The sequence below is a fragment of the Azospirillum agricola genome, from assembly GCF_020005195.1.
Taxonomy (GTDB): domain Bacteria; phylum Pseudomonadota; class Alphaproteobacteria; order Azospirillales; family Azospirillaceae; genus Azospirillum; species Azospirillum agricola.
The window spans coordinates 180,721-204,149 of record NZ_JAIFZR010000004.1 but is presented as its reverse complement, the minus strand read 5'-3'; the positions used below and the strand labels follow the sequence as shown (position 1 = coordinate 204,149).

Annotated in this window: 19 protein-coding genes and 1 pseudogene; 8 read left to right on the top strand and 12 right to left on the bottom strand. The window is 59.8% G+C overall.

Annotated elements, in window-relative coordinates:
* Window positions 1-63: 63 nt before the first annotated feature.
* The 3 genes from JN22_RS09875 to JN22_RS09865 all read right to left on the bottom strand — a co-directional run bounded on the left by JN22_RS09875 (window position 64) and on the right by JN22_RS09865 (window position 1,395).
* On the bottom strand, window positions 64-369 hold the full coding sequence (locus JN22_RS09875) for a hypothetical protein (protein WP_085553773.1): 306 nt from the start codon (window positions 367-369) through the stop codon (window positions 64-66).
* A 217-nt stretch (window positions 370-586) separates the two neighbouring features.
* Window positions 587-928, bottom strand: a complete 342-nt coding sequence (locus JN22_RS09870) for a DUF3768 domain-containing protein (RefSeq protein ID WP_085553772.1) — start codon at window positions 926-928, stop codon at window positions 587-589.
* Window positions 925-1,395: a DUF6641 family protein gene (locus JN22_RS09865; protein ID WP_085553771.1), complete on the bottom strand. Its 471-nt coding sequence runs from the start codon at window positions 1,393-1,395 to the stop codon at window positions 925-927. Before JN22_RS09865 ends, JN22_RS09870 begins: the two co-directional genes overlap by 4 nt.
* A gap of 188 nt (window positions 1,396-1,583) precedes the next feature.
* On the opposite strand from JN22_RS09865, the gene JN22_RS09860 reads away from it, so the two are divergent.
* Window positions 1,584-1,778 (top strand): hypothetical protein, encoded by a 195-nt coding sequence (locus JN22_RS09860; protein ID WP_085553770.1) that lies wholly within the window; start codon window positions 1,584-1,586, stop codon window positions 1,776-1,778.
* A 12-nt stretch (window positions 1,779-1,790) separates the two neighbouring features.
* On the opposite strand, the gene JN22_RS35360 is transcribed toward JN22_RS09860, so the two are convergent.
* On the bottom strand, window positions 1,791-2,117 hold the full coding sequence (locus JN22_RS35360) for a DUF6626 family protein (RefSeq protein WP_396021909.1): 327 nt from the start codon (window positions 2,115-2,117) through the stop codon (window positions 1,791-1,793).
* Window positions 2,118-2,227: 110 nt separating this feature from the next.
* On the opposite strand from JN22_RS35360, the gene JN22_RS09855 reads away from it, so the two are divergent.
* From JN22_RS09855 to JN22_RS09835, 5 genes are all read left to right on the top strand, one after another.
* Window positions 2,228-3,173 (top strand): IS630 family transposase gene (locus JN22_RS09855; RefSeq protein WP_143268068.1). Its coding sequence is split into 2 segments (ribosomal slippage): window positions 2,228-2,566 and window positions 2,568-3,173, totalling 945 coding nucleotides; the frame shifts between segments, so codons are not numbered across the junction.
* Between the two features lie 852 nt (window positions 3,174-4,025).
* Window positions 4,026-7,274 carry a helicase-related protein gene (locus JN22_RS09850; RefSeq protein ID WP_085553769.1) on the top strand — a complete coding sequence of 1,083 codons (3,249 nt, stop codon included), beginning with the start codon at window positions 4,026-4,028 and terminating at the stop codon, window positions 7,272-7,274.
* Window positions 7,271-7,948, top strand: coding sequence for a DUF4391 domain-containing protein (locus JN22_RS09845; RefSeq protein ID WP_085553768.1), 678 nt, complete (start codon window positions 7,271-7,273; stop codon window positions 7,946-7,948). Before JN22_RS09850 ends, JN22_RS09845 begins: the two co-directional genes overlap by 4 nt.
* Window positions 7,949-7,956: 8 nt before the next feature.
* Entirely contained in the window at window positions 7,957-9,969 is a 2,013-nt protein-coding gene (locus JN22_RS09840) for a site-specific DNA-methyltransferase (protein WP_211099627.1), read from the top strand.
* Window positions 9,970-13,032 (top strand): type III restriction-modification system endonuclease, encoded by a 3,063-nt coding sequence (locus JN22_RS09835; RefSeq protein ID WP_211099626.1) that lies wholly within the window; start codon window positions 9,970-9,972, stop codon window positions 13,030-13,032.
* 282 nt (window positions 13,033-13,314) lie between these two features.
* Here JN22_RS09835 and tnpC read toward each other — a convergent pair.
* From tnpC to tnpB (JN22_RS09815), 4 genes and pseudogenes are all read right to left on the bottom strand, one after another.
* Window positions 13,315-14,896 (bottom strand): annotated as a pseudogene (tnpC, locus tag JN22_RS09830) (IS66 family transposase).
* Window positions 14,897-14,953: 57 nt separating this feature from the next.
* Window positions 14,954-15,178 (bottom strand): IS66 family insertion sequence element accessory protein TnpB, encoded by a 225-nt coding sequence (tnpB, locus tag JN22_RS09825; RefSeq protein WP_085553767.1) that lies wholly within the window; start codon window positions 15,176-15,178, stop codon window positions 14,954-14,956.
* A gap of 8 nt (window positions 15,179-15,186) precedes the next feature.
* Window positions 15,187-17,277: a recombinase family protein gene (locus JN22_RS09820; RefSeq protein WP_085553766.1), complete on the bottom strand. Its 2,091-nt coding sequence runs from the start codon at window positions 17,275-17,277 to the stop codon at window positions 15,187-15,189.
* A gap of 474 nt (window positions 17,278-17,751) precedes the next feature.
* On the bottom strand, window positions 17,752-17,856 hold the full coding sequence (gene tnpB, locus JN22_RS09815; RefSeq protein WP_085553765.1) for an IS66 family insertion sequence element accessory protein TnpB: 105 nt from the start codon (window positions 17,854-17,856) through the stop codon (window positions 17,752-17,754).
* A 118-nt stretch (window positions 17,857-17,974) separates the two neighbouring features.
* Here tnpB (JN22_RS09815) and JN22_RS09810 point away from each other — a divergent pair.
* A protein-coding gene (locus tag JN22_RS09810) for an IS630 family transposase (RefSeq protein WP_143268252.1) occupies window positions 17,975-18,920 on the top strand; the annotation gives its coding sequence in 2 pieces (ribosomal slippage) (window positions 17,975-18,313 and window positions 18,315-18,920; 945 coding nt in all).
* A gap of 41 nt (window positions 18,921-18,961) precedes the next feature.
* Here JN22_RS09810 and tnpA read toward each other — a convergent pair.
* The gene (tnpA, locus tag JN22_RS09805) at window positions 18,962-19,354 is read right to left on the bottom strand and encodes an IS66-like element accessory protein TnpA (RefSeq protein WP_085553764.1); all 393 of its coding nucleotides are present in this window, start codon (window positions 19,352-19,354) and stop codon (window positions 18,962-18,964) included.
* Between the two features lie 104 nt (window positions 19,355-19,458).
* Here tnpA and JN22_RS09800 point away from each other — a divergent pair, with 104 nt between their 5' ends.
* The gene (locus JN22_RS09800) at window positions 19,459-20,019 is read left to right on the top strand and encodes a tyrosine-type recombinase/integrase (protein WP_085553763.1); all 561 of its coding nucleotides are present in this window, start codon (window positions 19,459-19,461) and stop codon (window positions 20,017-20,019) included.
* 15 nt (window positions 20,020-20,034) lie between these two features.
* Here JN22_RS09800 and JN22_RS09795 read toward each other — a convergent pair whose 3' ends face one another.
* The 3 genes from JN22_RS09795 to JN22_RS09785 all read right to left on the bottom strand — a co-directional run bounded on the left by JN22_RS09795 (window position 20,035) and on the right by JN22_RS09785 (window position 23,140).
* Window positions 20,035-20,691: a hypothetical protein gene (locus tag JN22_RS09795; protein ID WP_143268251.1), complete on the bottom strand. Its 657-nt coding sequence runs from the start codon at window positions 20,689-20,691 to the stop codon at window positions 20,035-20,037.
* 48 nt (window positions 20,692-20,739) lie between these two features.
* The gene (locus tag JN22_RS09790) at window positions 20,740-21,897 is read right to left on the bottom strand and encodes a tyrosine-type recombinase/integrase (protein ID WP_085553762.1); all 1,158 of its coding nucleotides are present in this window, start codon (window positions 21,895-21,897) and stop codon (window positions 20,740-20,742) included.
* A 223-nt stretch (window positions 21,898-22,120) separates the two neighbouring features.
* Window positions 22,121-23,140: an agmatine deiminase family protein gene (locus tag JN22_RS09785; protein ID WP_085553761.1), complete on the bottom strand. Its 1,020-nt coding sequence runs from the start codon at window positions 23,138-23,140 to the stop codon at window positions 22,121-22,123.
* Between the last annotated feature and the right edge of the window lie 289 nt (window positions 23,141-23,429).

Below are 23,429 nucleotides of genomic sequence, written 5' to 3'. Positions count from 1 at the left end.
CCGAAAGGCGCAAGGGGGAGGGCATCGCGCCCTCCCCCTTTTTCATGTCCGGAAAAACGGTGTTCAGACCGAAACGTCGAGCAACGATCCGCGCGGCATCGCGCCACCATAGCCCCGGCCATTGACCTGCGCGGCCAGAGCCCCCGCGTTGGTATCGAGCGACTGGCCACCCTGGGTGCTGGAGCGCGTGTCGCGCGTCTGTTCCGCCTTGCCGGTGGCCTGCGGGGCCGACACCGTCTGGGTCCGCACCGTCGGTGTCGTCTGCTGCGCCGCCTGCACCGCCGGGGACAACGCCATCTGCACCGTCGGCGTGATCGCCGATGGTGGCTTGAGCGTCGGCAGCGCCGGTATGGTGGGGTTGAACTGCATGCTTGAAATATGCGCCTGGAGCGCCGCCGTTTCAAGCGGTGCCCCGGCGCTGCGTCACCTCACCGCCGTGTCATCCGGCCGCCGGCTGCTGCTGGGTGATGCAGTGGCTTACTCCACTGAAAATAAGCCACTGACACGAAATGATTTTTCAGCCCACTTTGGCAGTTCGCAACGAGTTCGCAACATTGCGGGAACGCGACCAGAAGCGGAACAGTCCCTAGCACTCGTCTGCCAGCAGGATCGTCAGCACCCGCACGGTCGAGTTGGGATCAGCGGGGTCGGACGATAGGCAGGTCAACGTAGGATCATAGTAGTCGATCTTCCACATGATCCGCGTGTTTCGCACCGTCATGGACGCGCAATCATGTTCGCCACACGGGTCATTGCCCGCCGTGAAGGCGCTGAATGTCCGCACTCCGGCCAGAATAAGATTGACGTGAAGGGGATCGAGCGCCGCGATACCGGCGGTGATGACTACTCGGCCGCCTTCGAAGGTTCGGCGTAGATGGTCATTGAGGCGTGCGATTTCTGCCGCACGCCCCTTCACCTCCCCGGTCACTGCGCGGTCTTTCCGGCCTTGTCGTTCGTGGCCTGTTTCTGCAGCAGGCCACGCCGCCGCGCAACTGCCTCAGTCATTGCGTTGTCGAGTTCACCCGCTACCACCGCCCGCTTGATCTGCTCCAGCGTGGGCAGCAGGTTGTCCATCGCACCGACCGTGATCGCGGCCTTGCCAGGCTTGAGTTCGAGCGGCCTGTTGCCGTAGTGAATGTGGAGGTGGATCGTTCCTGCCTCGTCCTTCCACCACCAGGGCCGGAACCGCACCGGCACGTCGCGGCGTTCCTTCGTGCCATTGACCTCCACCCACCGGCTGACCCGGCGGATGAACACCTCTCCTTTGATCGTCGCCGTCACAGCCTCAATTTGAAGGGCCAGGGCATCGAGCAACTTGCGGCGAGCGGTGCCGACTGGACTGGTGTCGATGCGCTTCGCGGTACTCGTCAGCGTCAAGCTATCCATGATGCTCATTGATGTTCTCTATACGTTCGATTTTCGTATGGTAATGCCCCGGCAACGCCACTCAATACCAAAGGTTGAGCTAATGCCTCAAATCTCAATAATTTCGCTTCACCTGACGTGAAGAGCTCTGTGTCGTATTGAGCTAAATACACGTGCTACTCGTGTAGTAGCTCCACACTCACACAAGGAGATCATACATGGACAAGACTTATATCGATGACATCCAGCAAATCGATGCGGACTTAGCAATCCCAACCCAGCCCGGAAGCACGCCTCTGCCAGAGGAATTCATGAAAAATCTTGAGGCTCGCGTTCACCTCATCCAGCGTCGATGTGCCGCCGACATTGAGTTCGCACGCCAAGCGCGCCAGAAGCGCAACCAGTGCGGTTAATCGTCAAAGCTGCTACTGGGCTAGCACGGAGGCGGAACGCACTATGCGGCGACGTGGCATGCGGCAAAGACTACGCTGATCAATGTCGATCCACACGGTGTCTGCATAATCCCGTAGGCGGACGGCTATCGCCGAATATGGACTGTGTTCCGCCAGTGTGGCAGAGAGCCGCTCCAACCGAAGCGCAAGGCTCGTCAGCACCTGTATGCTGAGCGCGCGACCAGTAGCAAGAAGATTGCTGTAATAGCGACTGCTGGAGCCGAGCCACACACGGCTAAATTCAACCTGGGACGAGCAAAAGCTGTTAGACAAGAGGAAATTGTAGATATCGTTCAACATTCTTCACCGTTCTCTAGAGTCTGTCTGTTTGTGTCTGAATCGGAGATGGGGATTCCCGAGGGAGCGGATGTGTGATTCAACGGGTTGACTGATTTGGGAGATCAACCCTGATGGCACGTCCGTTGTCTCTGGATCTTCGTGAGCGGATTGCGGCGGCGTTGGCGAGTGGCCTGACGACCCGCGCGGTGGCGCAGCAGTTCAGCGTCTCAGTTGCGACGGCAGTGCGGATCGGTCAGAAGCAACGTGCCGGACAAGGGCTTGAGCCGGGCAAGATGGGCGGTCATCGTCCCTTCGTGCTGGGGCCGGAGGCGGTGGATTGGCTGCGCGAGCGGCTGGCTGAGAAGGGCGACCTGACGATCCGGGCGCTGACGGCGGAGTTGGCGGAACGCGGCACAGTGGTGACGCCGGACACCGTCTGGCGATGCGTGCGCCGGTTGGGCCTCAGCTTCAAAAAAAACGCTGCTGGCCAAGGAGCAGGATGGGACGAAGCTGGCTCGCTTCCGAGCGCGCTGGAAAGCCCACCAGCATAAGATCGATCCCAAGCGCCTGGTCTTCATCGACGAGACCTGGGTGAAGACCAACATGACCCGCACCCGGGGTTGGTGTGCGCAGGGCCAGCCTTACCTCGCCAAAGTTCCCCACGGCCATTGGAAGACGCTGACTTTCCTGGCAGGCCTGCGTCACGACAGGATCGTGGCTCCTCTGGTCCTGGATGGGCCGATCAACGGGACCATGTTTACGGCCTGGGTCGAGCAATTCCTGGTGCCCACCCTGGCACCGGGCGATGTCGTCGTTCTCGACAACCTGGGCAGTCACAAAGGAGCCGCGGCGCGCAACGCCATACGGAATGTCGGCGCCCATCTGCTCTTCCTGCCGCCCTACAGTCCTGATCTCAATCCCATCGAGATGATGTTCGCAAAGCTCAAAACCTTGGTCCGGAAAGCCGAGGAAAGGACGATCGAAGCCGTATGGCGGCGCATCGGAAACCTGCTGGAGCACTTCCAGCCTCACGAGTGCGCCGCATATATCCGACATGCAGGATACGATCCTACTTAAATCAGACAGACTCTAAACTTATTTCGAGTACCGCTCTGTGCGGCGCATAAATACTTATCGAAAAGCACATATCTGGACTGTATGGCGGTGAGGTTATCCGCTGTGTGGAAGGACCGGCGGGAGCCGATAGGAACACACGAAGGCCGAGAGGAGAGCAGGCCAGCCCACCAGAAGGGCACCGCAAAGTAACCCCTGTAATGGCACCAACCTACCCAGGGCGGTCGGCGGTATACGGTGGCTGGCAACGGCCCCGCAAATAGGACACCCCTGCTGAAGGCAGGGCGACAAATGACGGTGGCTCTGTGATGACACCACAACCACCACCCACGCGACGATCACCTTCCGGGTCGGCGAGTGGCACCGAAACTGGCGCGAGCCAGGGAATGAGAGGATGGCAGGAAATCGGGTTTCCGCCTGCTGTGAATGCCTCGACGGAAGGGGCGATGACGGCTTTATACGCAGAACGAACAATTCCCCCCTGTGATACCGGCAAGCACACCAATTGGTGAAACGCGGCAAGCTGGCGAAGAAGAGCGCGGCTGTAACGAAAGCGCGAAAGGCTCTCGCTGACAAACAGCGCGATCTTGCAGACGCTCAGCGTGATACCTACAAAGCAAGGTAACTGACAGAGCCCCCCACCTTCCTGATTGTGTCCAAGGTACGCCATGAGCGATATTGTTGCGAACGCACGCTAGGGGGATGCTCACGGAGCACACCCCCGCTTCATCCGATGTCGAGTGGCTCTGAATCATAGCCGCTCAGCACGACACTCGGTAGCTTCCTCTTGGCCGGTACGGGGACCTCCCCTCCTCCGGCTACCGTTATCCGGCTGGGAATTTGGTCCGCGCAGACATGATGATCCTCGACAACATCAATCAGCTCTTTGGCGACGACCTGAAGCGTACAATCCGCTCGGGCGCGCGGCTGAAGATCGCGGCGGCAACCTTCTCGATCTATGCCTACGAGTCGCTTCGCAGGGAGCTGGAGACAATCCACTCGCTGGAGTTCATCTTCACCGCGCCGACTTTCCTCGCTGAGCAGGCCACAGACCGACTCCGCAAGGAGCACCGGGAGTTTCAGATCCCCAAGGCCGAGCGGGAGCGATCACTGTACGGCAGCGCCTTCGAGCTGCAACTGAAGAACAAGCTGACCCAGCGCGCGATTGCCCGTGAGTGCGCCGACTGGATCAGGCGAAAGGCGACCTTCCGCTCCAATCGAGGGAAGGCGCCGATGCAGCAGTTCGGCCATGTAGGCAATGGGACGGAAAGTGCCGTCTACCTGCCGCTGCACGGCTTCACCGCCGTCGACCTAGGCTTTCAGAAGGGCGATGCGGTTTCCAACATCATCCACAAGATGACGGACGCGCCGACGACCGCGACCTATCTCAGCCTATTCGACCAAATCTGGCACGACAGCGACCGGTTAGAGGACGTGACCGCCGCGATTTCCGACCATATCGCCTCAGTCTATCAGGAAAACTCCCCGGAACGGATTTACTTCGTGATCTTGTACAACATTTTCAGCGAGTTCCTGGAGGATCTGAACGACGATGTGCTGCCCAACGACCTGACGGGCTACAAGAATACGCTGATCTGGCGGAAGCTATTCCCTTTCCAGCGGGATGCCGTCACCGGCATCATCAACAAGTTGGAAACCTACAACGGCTGCATCCTCGCCGACAGTGTCGGCCTCGGTAAGACGTTCTCCGCACTGGCCGTTATCAAGTATTACGAGCTGCGAAACCGCTCCGTGCTCGTCCTCTGCCCCAAGCGGCTGGCAGAGAACTGGTTGAACTACAACCGGAACCTCAAGACGAACATCTTCGGGCGCGACCGGTTCAACTACGATGTCCTGTGCCATACCGATCTCTTACGGGAAAGCGGAGAATCCTTCGGGACGCCGCTCGACCGGGTTAATTGGGGCAACTACGACCTGGTCGTGATCGACGAATCCCACAACTTCCGCAACAACGATGCCTTCAAGGAACGGGAAACCCGTTACCAACGACTGATGAACGCCGTCATCCGCGACGGGGTGAAGACGAAGGTGCTGATGCTGTCGGCAACACCGGTCAACAACCGATTCGCCGACCTGCGCAACCAGCTCGCGTTGGCCTACGAGGGTGATCCGAAGGCGTTGAACGACAAGCTGAAGACCAGTCGGGACGTGGAGGAGATTTTCCGCCGCGCCCAAACCGCCTTCAACAGTTGGGCGAAGCTGCCTCCCGAACAGCGAACCACCGCCGCCATCCTGAACGCGCTGGATTTCGACTTCTTCGAGCTGCTCGACAGCGTGACCATCGCTCGTTCCCGCCGACAGATACAGACCTTCTACGGTCTGGAGGAGGTGGGGCGCTTCCCGGAGCGGCTGAAGCCGATCTCGTTCCACTGCCCGCTGACACGCCGGCCCGACGTGTTCAGCTTCAATGAAATCTACGCTCAGCTGTCCCTGCTGAAGCTGTCGGTGTATGCCCCGATCAGCTACATCTTTCCATCACGGCTGGCCAAGTACGAAGCCCTGTACGATACCGAGGTCAAGGGCGGACGCGGCCGGTTTCGGCAGTCGGACCGCGAACGCAGCCTGCAACGGCTGATGACCGTCAATCTTCTAAAAAGACTGGAAAGCTCGGTGGAGGCATTCCGCATCACGCTGAGCCGGCTGGCCGAGCTACACACTACCACGCTAGAGCGGATCGCCGAGTGGAAGCGGACGGGCAAAGACCCGGAGCTGGAACAGGTGGTGGGCTATGATGAAGACACCTTCGATGCCGACGAAATCCTGACCGGCGGGAAGGTCAAAATCAGCCTTGCGGACATGGACGCCGCGTCGTGGGAACGCGACCTCGCCGCAGACCGTGCCATCATCGAGGCGCTGCTCGCCGAGATGGCCAAGATCACCCCCGACCATGACGCCAAGCTGCAACACCTAAAGGGGGAGATCGAGCGCAAGCTCGCCAACCCCATCAACCCCAGCAATCGGAAGCTTCTAATCTTCACGGCGTTCGCCGATACCGCAAATTACCTCTACGCCCACATCGCCCGCGACGTTCTGAACCGCCACGGCCTACACAGTGCCAAGGTGATTGGCGGGACCAGCGCCCCGCAAACTACCCTAGACACGTTCTATGATTTCCCTTCGGTCCTCACGCTGTTCTCGCCCATCTCGAAGGATAAGGCCATCGTCCTGCCGAAAGAACTGCGGGAGATCGACATCCTGATCGGCACCGACTGCATTTCTGAAGGGCAGAACCTTCAGGACTGCGACACGGTCATCAACTACGACATCCACTGGAACCCCGTCGCCATCATCCAGCGGTTCGGGCGGGTGGACCGCATCGGCTCTCGCAACAACGCGATCCAACTGGTCAATTACTGGCCCGACATCACGCTGGACGAATACATCAACCTGCGTGAGCGGGTGGAAAACCGGATGATCATTGCCGATGTGACCGCGACCGGTGACGACAATGTGCTGAGCCACGAGGCCAACGACGTCTCCTACCGCAAGGAGCAGCTCCGACGCCTTCAGGAGGAGGTGATTGAGTTGGAAGACGTCCGCGCCGGCGTTTCCATCACCGACCTCGGCCTGAACGAGTTCCGCATGGACCTGCTGAACTATGTCAAGGCCAATCCCGACCTGGAACGGGCTCCCACGGGCATGCATGCGGTGGTTCCAAGCTCGCCGACGCTGCCACCGGGTGCCCTGTTCGCTCTGCGCAACCGCAATCACGGCATCAATATCGGCCAGCAAAACCGGCTGCACCCCTATTACCTCGTCTATATCGGCGAGGATGGGCAGGTCGTTGCCAACCACATGGAAGCCAAGAAGCTGCTCGACTTGCTGCGCGCGGCCTGCAAGGGGCGTGTCGAGCCTCTGGCCGACGCCTGCGCCCTTTTCAACGCCGATACACAGGATGGCCGGAACATGGGACGCTACTCGGCCCTGCTGACGGACGCGATCCGCTCGATGATCGACCTGAAGGAGGAAAAGGACCTCGACAGTCTGTTCAGCGGCACCCGTACCTCGGCTCTGGTAGACTCCATCGCCGGGCTGGACGACTTCGAGCTGATCGCGTTCCTCGTTGTGCGGGATGCGGCATGACCCTCTTCGCCTACCCGCCCGCCACTCTCGTCAATCGCGTTCTGCCGAAGAACAAGATCTACGCCAACGGCACCGTCTCCGCCAAGCTGCGTGAAGCGTTCGTGACCGAGCTGCACCAAGTGACGTGGCGGGCCAAACTGGCGCCAGAAACCGTCCGGTTGGCCGCCACCCCAGTGGTGCCAGAAATCCAAATCTTCGAACTGGCGCTGCGTCAGGCCGACCTGAACGAGGCCATACTCCGCACCATCGACGACGCCATCCCGTTCCCGATACTCTTCGAGCTGCATTTTGGGGGAAAAGCCAGAACGCTGGCGGCCTGGAAGCGCCCGTCAGAGGCAGTCGCCGGAAAATGGGTGACGGGGACCTATCTCGCCACCCCCTGGGCGCCTGCCGACAGCCCTCGACAAGGGCTGCCGGTTGCCCTCGACATGGCTAGCCTCTATGAACGCATGCTGGATGCGCTGACGCCCCTGCCGTCCCGGCGCGGCGAAACATTGCGCGACCACATGGAGCGGTTGGAGCAGGTTCGTGGGCTGGAGGTCGAGTTGGATAAGCTGGAAAGGCGATTGGCGCAGGAACGGCAGTTCAACCGGAAGGTGGAGATCAATTCCAAACTGCGAGCGATCAAGGACGGAATTGCTCGGTTGTCGGCGCAACACGAAACGCAAGATTGAACGGGACTATGATGGAAAAGCTGAAGCTGCATACCTTGGACCTGACAAAGGCGAATTTCGACAAGCTGGCCGAGCTGTTCCCGCATTGCGTCACTGAAGCGGCGAACGAGGGCGGTAAGCTCGAACTGGTGATTGATTTCGAACTACTGCGACAGGAGCTGTCAGGGCGTGTTGCTGACGGTTCAGCCGAGCGCTATCAACTCAACTGGCCAGGGAAGCGTGAAGCTCTACTCGCTGCCAACGCCGCTATTTCTAAGACTCTGCGCCCATCCCGTGACGAAAGTGTCGATTTTGACACGACGCGCAACATTTTTATTGAAGGCGATAATCTTGAAGCTCTCAAGCTACTTCAGGAAGCCTACTTAAACAAAATAAAACTAATTTACATCGACCCCCCATACAACACAGGTAACGATTTTATTTATAGTGATGATTTCTCAGAAAGTGCATCTGATTTCATGATGCGTTCTAAACAAATTGACAGCGCTGGACAACGCTTGATCATCAACCGCGATGCCAACGGACGGTTCCATTCTGATTGGCTAAGCATGATGTACCCGCGCTTGGTAATCGCGAGGAGATTGTTGCGCGACGATGGAATTATTGTAATTTCAATAGACGAAAACGAACACGCTAATCTCAAAAAAATATGCGATGAAATTTTCGGCAGCAATAATTTCTGTGGAGAAATCGTTTGGAAAAACAGCAGCAAAAATGACCAGGATTATATTTCTATCCAGCATGAATATCTAGTTGTATATGTAAGAGATAAACAACACAACAGGGGGGAATGGAAAGAGCGCAAGCAGGGACTTGACGATATTTACAGTGCGTTTGACGGCTTCAAAAAGGCACACGGCCGCGATTGGGCAGCGATTCATAAAGCAGCCCTAGAATGGTACAAGAGCATTCCAGATTCAAATCCGATTAAAGATAGTAGTCACTATAGTTGGATGGACGATAAAGGCGTTTATTTTCCTGATAATATATCTGGACCGAATGATGGACAATACGTGTATGATATTGAACATCCGACGACTAGTAAGCTTGTGAAGCCGCCGTCACGTGGTTGGTTTTGCCCAAAAGACAAGCTAATGACTCTTATTGCTGACGATAGGGTTCATTTTGGCCCAGACGAAACCACGGTGCCATGCCTAAAGACTTATCTGGCAAACACTGAATATGTTAGCCTTACTAGCATTCGTTTTGTCGATGGAAGGGCTGCCTCTAAGAGGCTGCGTGCAATATTTGGTGAAAAGGTGTTCACAAATCCAAAAGACGAATATCTTCTTGCCGGTATTTTCAAGGCTATGGGTGTAAAAGACAGCGACATCGTGCTTGATTTCTTCGCGGGCTCCGGAACAACTGTTCATTCTGTGTTTGAATTGAATAAGGCGCAGGGTAGCCAATGCCAAGTCATTGCAGTGCAGATTGCTGAAGATCTGCAGAAAATGCTTTCTGCGGCAACTGGTGCGGCAAAGAAGGTTACGAAAAATGCCATCAACTTTCTGAAGAGTTCTGGATTGCCAGAGACTATTTCTGAGATAACAAAAGAGAGAATTCGGCGTGTTGGGAAATCTATGGCGGAATATAGCGGCTCAATGCCTGCTATTGATACAGGGATAAGAGTTTTTAAAGTTGATAGCACCAACATGATGGACGTTTACTATAAGCCAGACGACCTTCAACAAGGTGCCTTGTTTGAAAACGTGAGTAACGTCAAGCCAGATCGATGTGCGCTTGACCTGCTTTTCCAGGTAATTATCGATTGGGGTGTCGAAGTTGGGCTTCCAGTCACAAAAGAAACTATTGACGGAAAGGAGGTGTTTTTTGTTGACGGAAATGCAATGGCCGCCTGCTTCGACACCAGTGTGACGGAAGATGTAATAAAGCATATCGCCTCATACAAACCATTGCGCGCTGTCTTTCGCGATGCGGGCTTCTCGAACGATGCTGTGAAGATCAATGCTGAGCAGATCTTCAAGTTGCTGTCGCCCGCAACTGAAATGAAGGTTATATAAATGGGTAATATGAAAATTAAGTTCAAACGACAGGCTTATCAAATTGATGCAGTTGAGGCTGTTGTAGACTGTCTTGTCGGGCTACCTGCAATGAGCAGTGTGACGTATCGTGTTGATCCTGGTCGAGCTTCAGACGTAGACGGTCAAAGGCAGGCTGCCTTGGAAGTAGAGGGATTCCGCAACCCAGACGTTCTACAGCCCATGGGGCCGCTGCCGACCGCGCAGCTACTGGAGAACATCAAAGCCGTTCAGCGACGGCAAAATTTGGCCCCGTCAGTCGCGCTGGTGTCTAGCAAAGCCGCCCCGATCAATCTTGATATTGAGATGGAAACTGGGACAGGGAAGACCTATTGCTACATAAAAACAATGTTCGAGCTAAACCGACGTTACGGATTCTCGAAATTCATTGTTGTCGTTCCAAGCATTGCTATTCGCGAGGGCGTGCAAAAGACTTTCCAGATCACCGCCGACCATTTTTTGGAGGACTACGGAAAACGCGCCCGCTTCTTCACTTACAGCTCTAAGGAGCTACAAAATCTGGAAAGTTTTTCTTCTGATGCTGGGCTGAATGTGATGATTATCAACATCCAGGCGTTCAGTGCTACGGGGAAGGACGCCCTCAAAATCTATGCAGAACTCGATGACTTTCAGTCGCGCCGACCCATAGATGTTATCGCTGCCAACCGGCCCATTCTCATCCTCGACGAACCGCAGAAGATGGAAGGTGCTAAGACCCGTGATGCGCTGGCTAAGTTCCGAGCGCCAATAATCCTGCGCTATTCGGCAACTCATCGGACTGAGCACAACAGAATTTATCGGCTGGATGCCATTGATGCGTACAACCAGAAACTGGTGAAGAAAATTGCCGTGCGCGGCATTACGATGCGCGGACTGTCGGGAACCAGTGCTTACCTGTATCTCGATGCCATCGAGGTCTCAAAGAACAAACCGCCTGAGGCGCAGGTGGAGATGGAGGTGCGACACAGTACCGGCATCAAGCGGGAGCCCCGTAAACTCCGCAGTGGCGACGACCTGTTCGACAAGTCAGGTCAGCTTGGCCAGTACAAGGGGTTTGTGGTCGGGGAGATCGACGCGCTTCGCAACATCGTCAGCTTTCTGAACGGCGTGGAGGTCGAGAGCGGTGAAGCCGTGGGCGATGTTAACGAGGCCGCCTTGCGCCGCATCCAGATTCGCGAGGCTATCAAGGCCCACTTCGAGAAAGAGCGGACCCTGTTCGCGCAGGGCATCAAGGTGCTGTCTTTGTTCTTCATCGACGAGGTCGTGAAGTACCGCGATTACAGCCGCACCAATGAAAAGGGTGAATACGCCCGACTCTTCGAGCAGGAATACGAAGCCCTGAAGGCAGAATTGCTGGCGGAGTTGCCGTTGGAGGCGGAAGCGTGGCGTCACCATCTGACCCGCTTCGACGTCGCCAAAATCCACAACGGCTATTTCTCAATCGACAAGAAGGGGAAACTGATCGACCCCGCCGTCAAGGCGCGAGGCGAGGAAGCGGGACTCTCGGACGATGCGGACGCCTATGACTTGATCCTGAAGGATAAGGAGCGCCTGTTGTCGTTTGACGAACCGGTGCGCTTCATCTTCTCCCACTCCGCCCTGCGGGAAGGGTGGGATAACCCCAACGTTTTCGTCATCTGCACTCTGAAACATAGCGACAACACCATCTCGCGCCGGCAGGAAGTCGGTCGAGGCCTCCGGTTGGCCGTTAATCAATTGGGGGACCGGATGGATGACCCGGCCACCGTGCATCACGTCAACGTGCTGACCGTTGTGGCGAACGAAAGCTACAAGGACTTCGTCGCCGCCCTGCAAAAGGACATCACCGCCACCCTGTCGGCTCGGCCGCGCACCGCCGATGAAGCCTACTTCTCGGGGAGGGTGCTGAAGACTGAGAACGGAGACGTGACCGTGACGCCACAGATGGCGAAGCTGATCTGCCGCTACCTAATCAAGAACGACTACACGGACGAGCATGACCGCATCGCCGACGCCTATCATGAGGCGGTGAACGAAGGCGCACTGGCGGCGCTCCCGACGGAACTGGCACCGATGGCGGAGGCTGTCTACCAGTTGATCGGGACGCTGTTCAGCGACGCCCAACTTCCGCCGGTGGATGACGCCGGACAGGCAAAGGTGCAGAACCCCCGAAACGCGAATTTCGAGAAGCGGGAGTTTCAGGAGCTTTGGGCAAGGATCAACCGGAGAGCCACTTACTCCGTCAGCTTCGATACCGAAGAACTGGTTCGCAAGTGCATCCGTGCTCTTGATTCGGAACTGAAGGTCAGCCCGCTGCAATACCACATCATTGCCGGCGAGCAGGTGGAACAGGCGAACTATGAGGCGCTGAAAAGCGGCGAAGCCTTCCGTGTGCGAGCCTCGACCACTGAAACGCACAAGGCTTCCGTCCACTCGTCGGTCACCTACGATCTGTTAGGCAAGCTGGCGGAGGCGACCACTCTGACCCGAGCCACCATCGCGGCCATTCTGAAGGGCATCGGCGCCCCGATCTTCGCGCAGTATCGGACCAATCCAGAGGACTTCATCCAGAAGGCCGGAACCCTAATCAACGAGCAGAAGGCGACGGTCATCGTCGAACACTTGTCCTACGATCCGACAGGTGAGACGTTCAGCAGCAACATCTTTACCCAGGCAAAAGAGCCGCGCGATCTCTTGAAGGCGTTCAAGGCGGAGCGTCATGTCTTTGACTACGTCTTCACTGACTCGAAGGGGGAGCGGGCCTTCGTCGAGGAGTTGGATACGAGCAGCGAGGTGGTGGTCTACGCCAAGCTGCCGCGCGGCTTCTTCATCCCGACTCCGGTCGGCAACTACAACCCCGATTGGGCCATCGCCTTCCGCCAGGGTACGGTGAAGCACGTCTATTTTGTCGCGGAGACGAAAGGTTCGCTCTCATCTTTGGAGCTTCGCGGGATCGAGGAGAGCAAGATCGCCTGCGCCCGCAAGTTCTTCGCGAAAATCACCTCGGACCAAGTCAAGTACGACGTGGTGGACAGCTACGGCAAGCTGATGGAAGTGGTCAAATGATAGCATGAGTCGAAATTCGGATGGAGGGTGTTATGCCCTTCATCCGCTCATCCGCCCGGCGCCCCCGAAAGGGCGACCCTGGCGACGCCCAAGAAGGCTTTGAAATAGAACCTAATAAAATCAATATTTTGTGAGGTTCGCGCTGCAAGCCGCACCAATCCTCGGGTTCTTTCATGTCTTGAGCGCGGCGCATTCGGAAAACATAACATCTTGTGCGTAACAATGACGCACAGTGAGGTTTCCGATGAAGCAGGCGCGGGGTAAGCGGCTGGGGAACGCCCTTCAGGTGGTGGCCATTTCCGGTTTCATGGTCCAGGGGAGAAGGGCATCATAGTCTGTGAGGTCGCGCTCGCGCCCGATGGCTTCCAGAACACGGGTGAGCCAGAGGCGCGGGTTGTGGCCGTTGCTCTTGGCGGTCTCGATGAGGGTGTAGAACACCGTGGCGGCCTCGCCCCCGCCGTCCGAGCCGGCGAAGAGCCAGTTCTTGCGGCCCAGGGCCACGGCGCGCATGGCGCGCTCGGCGATGTTGTTGTCGATCTCCAGCCGGCCATCGGTGAGGTAGCGCGTCAGGGCCGGCCAGCGGGACAGCGCGTAACGGATCGCCTCGGCCAGGGCGGACTTGCCCGAAACCTGGCGGAGCACTTGGTCCAGATGGGTGCGCAACGCAGCGGTCTCCGGCGCCGCCTCGGCTTGGCGCGCGGCGGCACGCCGGGCCGCCGGCTGGCCGCGCACGCGCTCCTCCACGGCGTAGAGTCGGCCGATGCGCTCCAGCACCTCCTTGGCGGCGGCTCCCTTGTGGGCTTGGTGGACGTCGAAGAATTTCCGCCGCACATGCGCCCAGCAGGCCACCTCGATGATCGCCGGCGGATCACCGCCCTTGGCCTCGTAGAGGGCGTTGAAGCCGGCGTAACCGTCGGCCTGTAGAGCTCCCCTCCAGCCGGCGAGCTGGCGCTGGGGATGCTCGCCCTTGCGCTCGGGCGTGTAGCGGTAGAGCGCCGCGGGCGCCGTGGCGTCGTCACAGGCCCGGTCGTCGCGCACGTAGACCCACAGCCGCCCGGTGCGGGTCTTGCCGGCGCCAGGAGCGAGCACTGGCACCGGGGTGTCGTCGACGTGCAGCTTGCCCGCGGCCAGCACATGGGCGGCGATGCGCTCGGCCAGCGGCGTCAGCAGCGCCGCGGTGCGGCCGAGCCAGTCCGTCAGCGTCGAGCGCGGCACCTCCAGCCCTTCGCGGGCGAACCGCTCGGCTTGGCGGTTAGGCCGGCAGATGGTCGTCGTACTTCGCCAGCACGATGTCGGCGAGCAAGCTGGCTCCGGCGCTGCTCTTGGGCAATGGCACCGGCGGCGGGGGCGCTTGGCTGATGTCGCCGCAGCACCGACAGGCCATCACCGGGCGGACGTAGCGGCGCACCCGCAGCCGCGCCGGCACCATCTCCAGCACCTCCGAGACGTCCTCGCCGATCCGCCGCAAGGCGAGCCCGCAGCCCGGGCAGGCGGCATAGGGCGGCGCCAGTTCCTCGTCTTCGCGCGGCAAATGGGCGGGCAGCGGCTTGCGGATCGGGTGGCTGCGCTCGCCGGTCGGCATCGCCGCCTTCGGGGCGGGGACGGCCGCTTGCTCGGCCTGATGCTGCTCCAACTCCTCGATCTGTAGCTCAAGCTGATCGGCGGTCCGGCCCAGCCTCTCGGAACTCTGGCCGAAGCTGCGCCGGCGCAACGCGGCCAACTGGCCCTTGAGCGTGTCGATGATGCGGTCGCGCGCCGCCACCGCCTGCTCGCGCTCGGCCAACTGCGCCGACAGTTCGTCCACCAGCGCCTGAAGGGTGGCCACGTCGTCGGGGAACGGATCGCCGGCGGAATGCGGAAGCATGGCGCCAGTGTACCGGTCACCGGCCGGAGCCGGGGTGAGTCACCCCGCCGCAGGCTGTCAGGAAACCAATGTCGGCGCCGGCTCGTCGGTGCGGCGCAAGGCCCGCCAATCGATGCCCTCCAGCAGCATGGCGAGCTCGGCCGGTGACAGGCGGACCTGTTCGGTGGCTGGGCTGGGCCAGACGAAGCGGCCTTTCTCCAATCTCTTGGAGATTAGAACGAAGCCTTGGCCGTCCCACACCAGGATCTTCAGCAGGTCGCCGAATCGCGTGACATAGTGCATCCCTCCTTTCACAATCCTGGCAGCCGCATCGTCTCATCCCTTTGATAATCAACGAGGTTCTTCGGGCGTCGCGCCTTTATCTCGTTCACGCCCGTTCGTACGGCATCCGTGTCCAAGGCGGCGGCTGGGATGTGCCAAGGGGCCGAGGAGACAAGCTGTGTTGCCGGCAGGATTCCCCGTTGGATGAGGCGGTGCACGGATGGGATGGAGATGCCGAGCCGCTTCGCCGCCTTGTCGGCCGTCAGCGTCTCGGGGCGGGGCACGGTCGGGTCGAAGTCGGGAAGGCCAAGTCGCTCCCGCAACAGCCGAACCTTCACGGTCGTCCAGGTCTCCCCGTTCTCGCTCCGGCATTTCATGCGGTTCAACGTGACGGAGATCTCATGGTCCGGCCAGTGGCCGGACAGCTTGCGCACAACCTCCACCGCTCCCGGATGTCCTTTGTCTGGCCGACGCCCGGTCCTGGCCCGTGGGACGCGCAGTTCGGTGTGCCGGCCACCCACCCAATGGATCCGCAGCACCGCCTCGTGCGCCGCGTCGTCGAGGTCGATCACCACCTCCTCCACGAGCAGCCGGGTCAGGCGTTGCCGGGTTCGCGCGTCAGCCGTCGGCGCATTCCAGGCCGCCGACAGATCGTGGGCCAGCCCCAGAAGAGCCGCCCTGTCCACCGTTGGGCGCGCCACGGAACGCGCCTCGGTCTCGGCGATCCGGCGTTCGATCTGTGCCACCCGTTCCAGAGCCGTGTTCCACCGCGCTTCCAGTTCTCTCACGACATGGCGCTTTTCCGGCTCCACGAGGTCATATCGACGAGCCGCCAGCGAAGCGTCATAGCGGGCCGCCTCCAGTTCGCGCTCCAGCGCCGCCCGCTCTTCCGCCCCCGCCGCGGCCGCCTGGTCAGCGGCCAGCAGGGCCGCTTCCACCGCACGGGCGGAGACGGCTTCCAGCATTTGGGCCACGACCGCCCGGTCAACGCGGATACCGCCGATGCCGACGCATAGACCGACACCGACATGGGCGTCGTCGCCCCGGCACTGGTAGCGGTGCGCATGTCCAGACTGCATGCCGTAGAACACCCGCATCTTGCGGCCGCAGCGCCCGCACCGAACCAGCCCGGTCAGCAGTGCCCGGCCGCCCCGGCCGGCCTTGCGGGCGGCGCGCTTTTGCATGTGGGCGTTCTCCTCCAGCATGCGCTGATGTTCCTCGAACTCGGCCCAGGTGATGTAACCCTCGTGGTTGTCGCGCAGCAGGGTATTCCACTCGGTGCGCTCCCGTTTATGCCCGCTCGTTTTGCGGGCCCGGCCCTCGACAACCCGCGTCCGGTTGCCCCGCCGGCCGAACACGTAGGCGCCGGCATAGATCGGGTTCTGCAAGACCTGGATCACCGTGTGGTAGGCCGGCGGCTGCCAGAGGATCTTGCAGGCGGTGAGATTACGCCGCACGACAGGGAGCGACAGTTCGGTGGCGCGCGCCCAGAGAAACACTTGGCGGGCGCTGCCCAGTTCGCGGAACTTGCTGAACAACATGCGGATGGCGCCGGCAACGCGCTCGTCAGGATCGATTTCGATCCGTCCGGCCTCGTTCCAGCAGTAGCCGGGCGGCAGTGTGAACCGCAATTCGCCTCTGCGGGCCTTGCCATCCCGGGCTTCGATACCGCGTTGGCGCAGCAGGCTGAGTTCGTATTCCGACATCGTTCCCTTCAGGCCGAGCAGAAGGCGGTCATTCAGCAACCTTGGATCATAGACACCGTCGGGATCGACGACCAGCGCCCCGGCCAGGGCACAGAGGTCAATGAGGTGGTGCCAATCCCGGCCATTGCGGGCCAGCCGCGAAGCCTCGATGCAATAGACCGCACCGACGGTACCGGCGCAGACTGCCGCTACCAGCTTCTGGAATCCGGGGCGGGATTCGAGGCCGGACCCGGAGCGGCCAAGGTCCTCGTCGATGATAATGACATCGACAAACCCCGCCGTGCGTGCGGCGTCGGCCAAGGCATACTGCCGCCGGCGGCCTTCCGTATGATTGATCAGCTGGCCGGGTGTGGACTGGCGGACATAGATCGCGGCACCGCGGCCAAGGTGATCAGCGGTGATCTTGGGGCTCATGGCCGCCCTCCCTTTTCTCCGTGCCCAGCCGGGCTCCGACGGCTTCCAGAAGGAGGTCCGCCAGAACCTGCACGACCTCGTCCGGAACCACGAAACCCGGGAGCGGAACCGTGAGGGCAAGCGAGAGCTGGGGTGTCGGCCGCGGTCGTCTGGTCATCGGCAACCTCCTCCGTGGGTGAGTTGTCCGATGCTGCGCGATCACTGGCCGAGCGCCGTAAATCCGAGAGAACTGCCGCCAATGCGCCAAGGGCCGTGACCGTGGCCTGCGGCGCCCCCAAGGCCGCCATATCAAGGCAGTACGCCGCGTCGCACATCCAGGCCGGCAATTCCCGCGCCGTTCCGGGGCGCTCTTCGAGCCACAAGACAGGGTGGCCACCGCGTACTGTCCGGTTCATGACCCGCAGCGTCTTCCCGTACAGCGGGTGCCACGGGTACTCAACCCGCGCCGACTCGAAACTGTATGCTGAATGACGCTCAGTCCCCGCGCCGGCCCCGGAACACGAACAACTGGCCCGAGAACGGATCCTTGCACAGGTGCTGCTGGACGACGGCGGCCAAGCCGTCAAAGCCCTTGCGCATGTCGACCGGCCGCGCCGCCAGCTAGAGTCTGTCTGTTTGTGTCTGAATCGGAGATGGGGATTCCCGAGGGAGCGGATGTGTGATTCAACGGGTTGACTGATTTGGGAGATCAACCCTGATGGCACGTCCGTTGTCTCTGGATCTTCGTGAGCGGATTGCGGCGGCGTTGGCGAGTGGCCTGACGACCCGCGCGGTGGCGCAGCAGTTCAGCGTCTCAGTTGCGACGGCAGTGCGGATCGGTCAGAAGCAACGTGCCGGACAAGGGCTTGAGCCGGGCAAGATGGGCGGTCATCGTCCCTTCGTGCTGGGGCCGGAGGCGGTGGATTGGCTGCGCGAGCGGCTGGCTGAGAAGGGCGACCTGACGATCCGGGCGCTGACGGCGGAGTTGGTGGAACGCGGCACAGTGGTGACGCCGGACACCGTCTGGCGATGCGTGCGCCGGTTGGGCCTCAGCTTCAAAAAAAACGCTGCTGGCCAAGGAGCAGGATGGGACGAAGCTGGCTCGCTTCCGAGCGCGCTGGAAAGCCCACCAGCATAAGATCGATCCCAAGCGCCTGGTCTTCATCGACGAGACCTGGGTGAAGACCAACATGATCCGCACCCGGGGTTGGTGTGCGCAGGGCCAGCCTTACCTCGCCAAAGTTCCCCACGGCCATTGGAAGACGCTGACTTTCCTGGCAGGCCTGCGTCACGACAGGATCGTGGCTCCTCTGGTCCTGGATGGGCCGATCAACGGGACCATGTTTACGGCCTGGGTCGAGCAATTCCTGGTGCCCACCCTGGCACCGGGCGATGTCGTCGTTCTCGACAACCTGGGCAGTCACAAAGGAGCCGCGGCGCGCAACGCCATACGGAATGTCGGCGCCCATCTGCTCTTCCTGCCGCCCTACAGTCCTGAGCTCAATCCCATCGAGATGATGTTCGCAAAGCTCAAAACCTTGGTCCGGAAAGCCGAGGAAAGGACGATCGAAGCCGTATGGCGGCGCATCGGAAACCTGCTGGAGCACTTCCAGCCTCACGAGTGCGCCGCATATATCCGACATGCAGGATACGATTCTACTTAAATCAGACAGACTCTAGACCCGCACGCCCGGCGGCACGCTGATCATCGCCGCCCCGTAAGCGCGGCGATCAGCGCCGTCAACGCCGGCGTCGGGTAGTCCGCCCCGATCTCCAGTCGCGTCCCGTCGGCAAACCGAACCAGCGCGCGAGGCACAGGCGCCGATGGCGGGGACGACGGCCCCGCTTCGCAAGCCGAGGCCTTGTCGATGCTCACAGGGATCAGCAGCGGGGCGTCATCAGGCGGCAGCCGATCAGCCATCCCGCCGACCAGATGGCGGCGCCACGTGTACAGGCAGCTTTCCGCCACCCCATGCCGGCGGGCGACATGGGCGACGATTGCCCCCGGTTCCAGCGTCTCGGCCACCAACCGCGCCTTCTCCGCTTCGCTCCACCGCCGGCGCCGCTCCTTGCCGGTGATAATCTCGACCCTCTGCATCAAGCGAGCCTCCTTCTGGACTCCAATGGAGCCTCCGTAGACCCGCTCTTCACCTACTTCCTCACACCCAACAAGCCGGCGTTCGGCAGACGCTTACGGCGCGGGTGCTGACCGAGCAGGAACAGAAGCGGCTCCTGGCCGTGATCGCCCAGGGCCGACACGCTGCCCGCAATCGGATGGCGGTTATGCTGTCCCACCTCGCGGGTCTACGAGTTGGAGAGATCGCGGCACTGACCTGGGGGAACGTACTGGACGGAAACGGCGCCGTGCGCGAGCAGATCAGGTTGGATGCGGAGATTACTAAGGGCGGTCACGCCCGCGTAATGTTCGTAAACGACCGGCTGCGGAAGGAGATCGAACGTTACCGACGCACTCTGGGCGACGCTGTGAAAGCCGAAAGGCCCCTGCTGGTCACCCAGAAGCGGACGGCGTTCAGCCCCAACACCCTCTGCCAACTGATGGGGCAGCTATACCGGCAAGCTGGCCTTGATGGCGCAACTTCCCACAGCGGGCGACGCTGGTTTATCAGCAAGCTCGCCCACGGCGGTATAAGCCCAAAAGTTATCATGGCGCTGGCAGGCCACAAACATCTATCCACAACTCAACGCTACATTGAGGTTAATGACGAATTGATGCGAGCAGCCGTTCGCAATATAGAGGTATGAACCCATCTGCCGGATTCATGCAATTCCCATGCTGTCCAGGAAAGCTTCTTCTTGGGCGAGGCTTCCATTGACATGTTCTCTAACCCCCAACAGAAATCTCAGATCCCATGGATCAAGATCAACACCGCTGGTTTGAATCTTATACACCTTCCTATAAACTTCGCTCAACCAGTAGCTAATCGCACATAGAGCAGCATTATCAGGATATTTTTTCGCCCACTCTGAAACACTATCGCCTGCAACATTCCTCTGCAAAGCAATACTTCCATTCGAAGAAATTTGCTCAAAGACATTTTGTGTCTCTGGATATAGTGCAACCAAGTTAGCCTCCATATCCGGATCGGACTTCCACTGGAAAAATTTCTCTCCGAGCCAGTCCTCCAGGTAATTACTAAACTGATTCTTCTTATTAATTGCTTTCAGAATGATATATAGCTTAGGATTGTAGGAAATCGATATTACAGTCTCCGATTTTTTCCGTCGAATTCTTATTGCTATGATTCCTCTCACCTTAAGCTCTATTTCTCGCGGCGCACTACTGCATTCACAACGCGCAATCCGGCGAGCCGTTGTACGGCTATAACCTATATCACGCCGACTAATCATACTCCGGCGCAGTAAACAAAAGGTTACAGAGTAAGGAGATTTTACAGATAGGATCTCTAAAGACATTCAGGATTCGACTACAGCGTTCCCAGAATGCATCGATAGATAGCCCCCTCATTGTCCACAGCTTTTAATGGTGCGCTCCCAGTATTCTGATATATTGGATACTCTCCCACCCTGAGAAACAGTCAAAAGAGCCGCTTTGTCAATGTTTGCAATGTGCCCATAGTGCTCCATGACTACCTGAACACTCGTTCGCATATTCCGGGCAAGGTCTTCAATCGGCACCCCACGATCAAGAGCTTCAGTCGCCGCTGTGTGGCGCAGGCTATAGAGGGACCGAGGCGTGCAGTCGCCATCAATCCAAAGATCATACCTCTTCAAGCAGTTCCAAAAGCTCTGTTCAAGCAGGGGCATTTCCTCCTTTTTGTAGGCGAACACGAGGTCGTCTGGTTCCGTATGCGGGCAGATATTGCGCCATTCGATCAGCAGCGGCCCGGCGTCATGTTGGACCACCACCCAGCGCGGCTCGACCTTGCCGCGTAGGAAGAACTGCACATACCAGTGGCTGTCCTTGTCACTCCAGGTCGCCTTGACGTCCCGCCAGCGCAGCAGCGGCATGTCGTTTGTCCGCATGCCGCTGTAGTAGACCAGTTTCACAGCGTAGTAGAGCACCGTGCGAACCAATCGGTCGCGATCGTTCCTCGCTTCGTTCTGCCAGAGCTTCAGGATCGCGAAGAGGGTTTTCATCTCCTGCGGCGTGAAGGCAGCGCGCCGGTTCACCTTGGTTTTGGCGAGGGCTTTCGGCTTCTTCAATCGGGGCACTACGCCACGCTTCAGGTGCCCCTTGATCTCCGCCCATTCGATGATCTGGTTGATGGAGTTCAGTTCGGCGCCGATGGTAACCTTGCTGGGTTGGACGCTGCGCTTAGCGTTGGTGAGCCGCCATGTCCAATAGCGCTCCGCCTCAGCATGGTCGATGCTGCTTAAAGGCCGACCTTTAAAGTAGGATTTTAAGTATCGCTTGATCGCTCCCTTGGCTACTCGGAGCACGCTGGCCTTATATGCGCCCTTTTTGACCAGCTCTTCCTTTTCCGCCAACCACAAATCGCATGCCTTCTCTATGCGCATCTCGAAGACGGGTAGATTGTCTTCAACGCGCACCTGAAGTCGCATCCATCGCTTGCGCGCCTCGACGACAGCGGTGTGGATGTCGGTGGTCTTGAGGCTTTGCCGGACGTAGCGGCGGGTGCCGGGCACGTAGGCGCGCATCTGCCAGAACGGGCTCTTGCTGTCGCGCTAGATCAAGAGCCCGTCTTCAATCTCCATGCGCTCCGCCAGCGTGGCCGCTTCGGCTTCCGACATCGATACCTCGAAAGTTCGCAACTACTTCGCAACAATGCGCGCCACTTCCGAGCGAAATCAAGACCTCGCAACAAGTTCGCAACAGGACATTTCAGCCTTGCTTCTGAAAATATCCTTTGATTTCAATATGTTATAGAGGAGCGGGCTGCTGTTGCGTAATGCAGTGGATGCCGCCGCCGCCGCGCACGATGTCCAGCGCGGCGATCTGGGTCACCTCCCGGTCCGGAAACGCCTTGCGCACCGTGCGGTAGGCCTCGTCGTCGGCCGGATCCTCGAAGGCCGGCATGACGATGCCGCCGTTGGCGATGTAGAGGTTTGTGTAGGACAGCGTCAGTCGGACGCCGTTGGCGTCGCGCCGGGCCGGCTGCCGCACGGTGATGACCTCCAGCTCGCGGCCCCTGGCGTCACGGGCGCGCTTCAGCCGGTCGAGGTTGTCCTGGAAGGCCTTGAAGTTCGCGTCGCCCGGATCGTCGGTGGTGATCGCCATCACCACGCCCGGCCGCACGAACAGCGCGATCTCGTCGATGTGCCCGTCGGTCTCGTCGTCCTGGTAGCCCTCGCCGAGCCAGATCACCGAGGTCACGCCGAGATGGTCCATCAGATGGCGCTCGATCTCGGCCTTGCTCAGGCCCGGGTTGCGGTTGGGGTTCAGCAGGCACTGCTCGGTGGTCAGCAGCGTTCCCTCCCCGTCCACATGGAAGGAGCCGCCCTCCATCACCAGCGGAGCGGCGAAGCGTGGCAGCTTCAGATGCTCCAGCATCAGGCGGCCGACCTCGCGGTCCTTGGCGCAGTCGTCGTAATTGCCGCCCCAGGCGTTGAAGCCCCAATGGACGCCGCCCAAGCCGCCCTTGCCGTCGATCACGAAGCTCGGGCCGGTGTCGCGGATCCAGGAATCGCTGATCGGCAGCGGCAGGATCTGGATGCCCGGACCGCAGGCCAGCGAGGCGTCGGTGACGTTCGCCGGATCGCAGACCATCGTCACCGGCTCGAAGCGGGAGATGGCTTGCGCGACCTCGGCGTAGGCGTCGCAGGCGGCGTCGAAACCGCCCTCGGGCCAAGTTTCCGGCCGGCAGGGCCACGCCATCCAGCAGCCGCTGTGGCGCGCCCATTCCCCCGGCATGTGCAAGCCCTGGGCGGTCGGTGTGATCATCCGTCGTTCCCCTGCCCCGATGAAAACCGGTAAATCCAACATGGAGACGTGAAAACGTCCCGCCTCACCCTAACCATGGGAGGAGGATTTTGGCAACGCCGCCAAAAAAGCGAAGGCCGCAGCGAATTCGAGGGGTGGAAGAACGGCGCGTCGAAGGACGCGACAACGACCATCAGCGGCCGTCGAGGCCGTGAATTATCGGCCGGAGGGCGGGCGCAGGGCGCGGCGGGCCGTGACGGTCCGCGAAGACGAATAGCCGGTGGTGACGGGACTGAAAAAACCAAGTCTC

What these genes read in the sequence shown, in the direction of transcription:
- JN22_RS09785 (WP_085553761.1), bottom strand. Translation starts at nt 23,140, where the DNA reads ATGATCACACCGACCGCCCAGGGCTTGCACATGCCGGGGGAATGGGCG.
- JN22_RS09875 (WP_085553773.1), bottom strand. Translation starts at nt 369, where the DNA reads ATGCAGTTCAACCCCACCATACCGGCGCTGCCGACGCTCAAGCCACCA.
- JN22_RS09820 (WP_085553766.1), bottom strand. Translation starts at nt 17,277, where the DNA reads ATGAGCCCCAAGATCACCGCTGATCACCTTGGCCGCGGTGCCGCGATC.
- JN22_RS35360 (WP_396021909.1), bottom strand. Translation starts at nt 2,117, where the DNA reads ATGTTGAACGATATCTACAATTTCCTCTTGTCTAACAGCTTTTGCTCG.
- JN22_RS09845 (WP_085553768.1), top strand. Translation starts at nt 7,271, where the DNA reads ATGACCCTCTTCGCCTACCCGCCCGCCACTCTCGTCAATCGCGTTCTG.
- JN22_RS09795 (WP_143268251.1), bottom strand. Translation starts at nt 20,691, where the DNA reads ATGTCTTTAGAGATCCTATCTGTAAAATCTCCTTACTCTGTAACCTTT.
- JN22_RS09850 (WP_085553769.1), top strand. Translation starts at nt 4,026, where the DNA reads ATGATGATCCTCGACAACATCAATCAGCTCTTTGGCGACGACCTGAAG.
- JN22_RS09840 (WP_211099627.1), top strand. Translation starts at nt 7,957, where the DNA reads ATGATGGAAAAGCTGAAGCTGCATACCTTGGACCTGACAAAGGCGAAT.
- JN22_RS09865 (WP_085553771.1), bottom strand. Translation starts at nt 1,395, where the DNA reads ATGAGCATCATGGATAGCTTGACGCTGACGAGTACCGCGAAGCGCATC.
- tnpB (WP_085553765.1), bottom strand. Translation starts at nt 17,856, where the DNA reads ATGCGCAAGGGCTTTGACGGCTTGGCCGCCGTCGTCCAGCAGCACCTG.
- tnpB (WP_085553767.1), bottom strand. Translation starts at nt 15,178, where the DNA reads ATGCACTATGTCACGCGATTCGGCGACCTGCTGAAGATCCTGGTGTGG.
- JN22_RS09835 (WP_211099626.1), top strand. Translation starts at nt 9,970, where the DNA reads ATGGGTAATATGAAAATTAAGTTCAAACGACAGGCTTATCAAATTGAT.
- JN22_RS09860 (WP_085553770.1), top strand. Translation starts at nt 1,584, where the DNA reads ATGGACAAGACTTATATCGATGACATCCAGCAAATCGATGCGGACTTA.
- JN22_RS09790 (WP_085553762.1), bottom strand. Translation starts at nt 21,897, where the DNA reads ATGCGCGCCTACGTGCCCGGCACCCGCCGCTACGTCCGGCAAAGCCTC.
- tnpA (WP_085553764.1), bottom strand. Translation starts at nt 19,354, where the DNA reads ATGCAGAGGGTCGAGATTATCACCGGCAAGGAGCGGCGCCGGCGGTGG.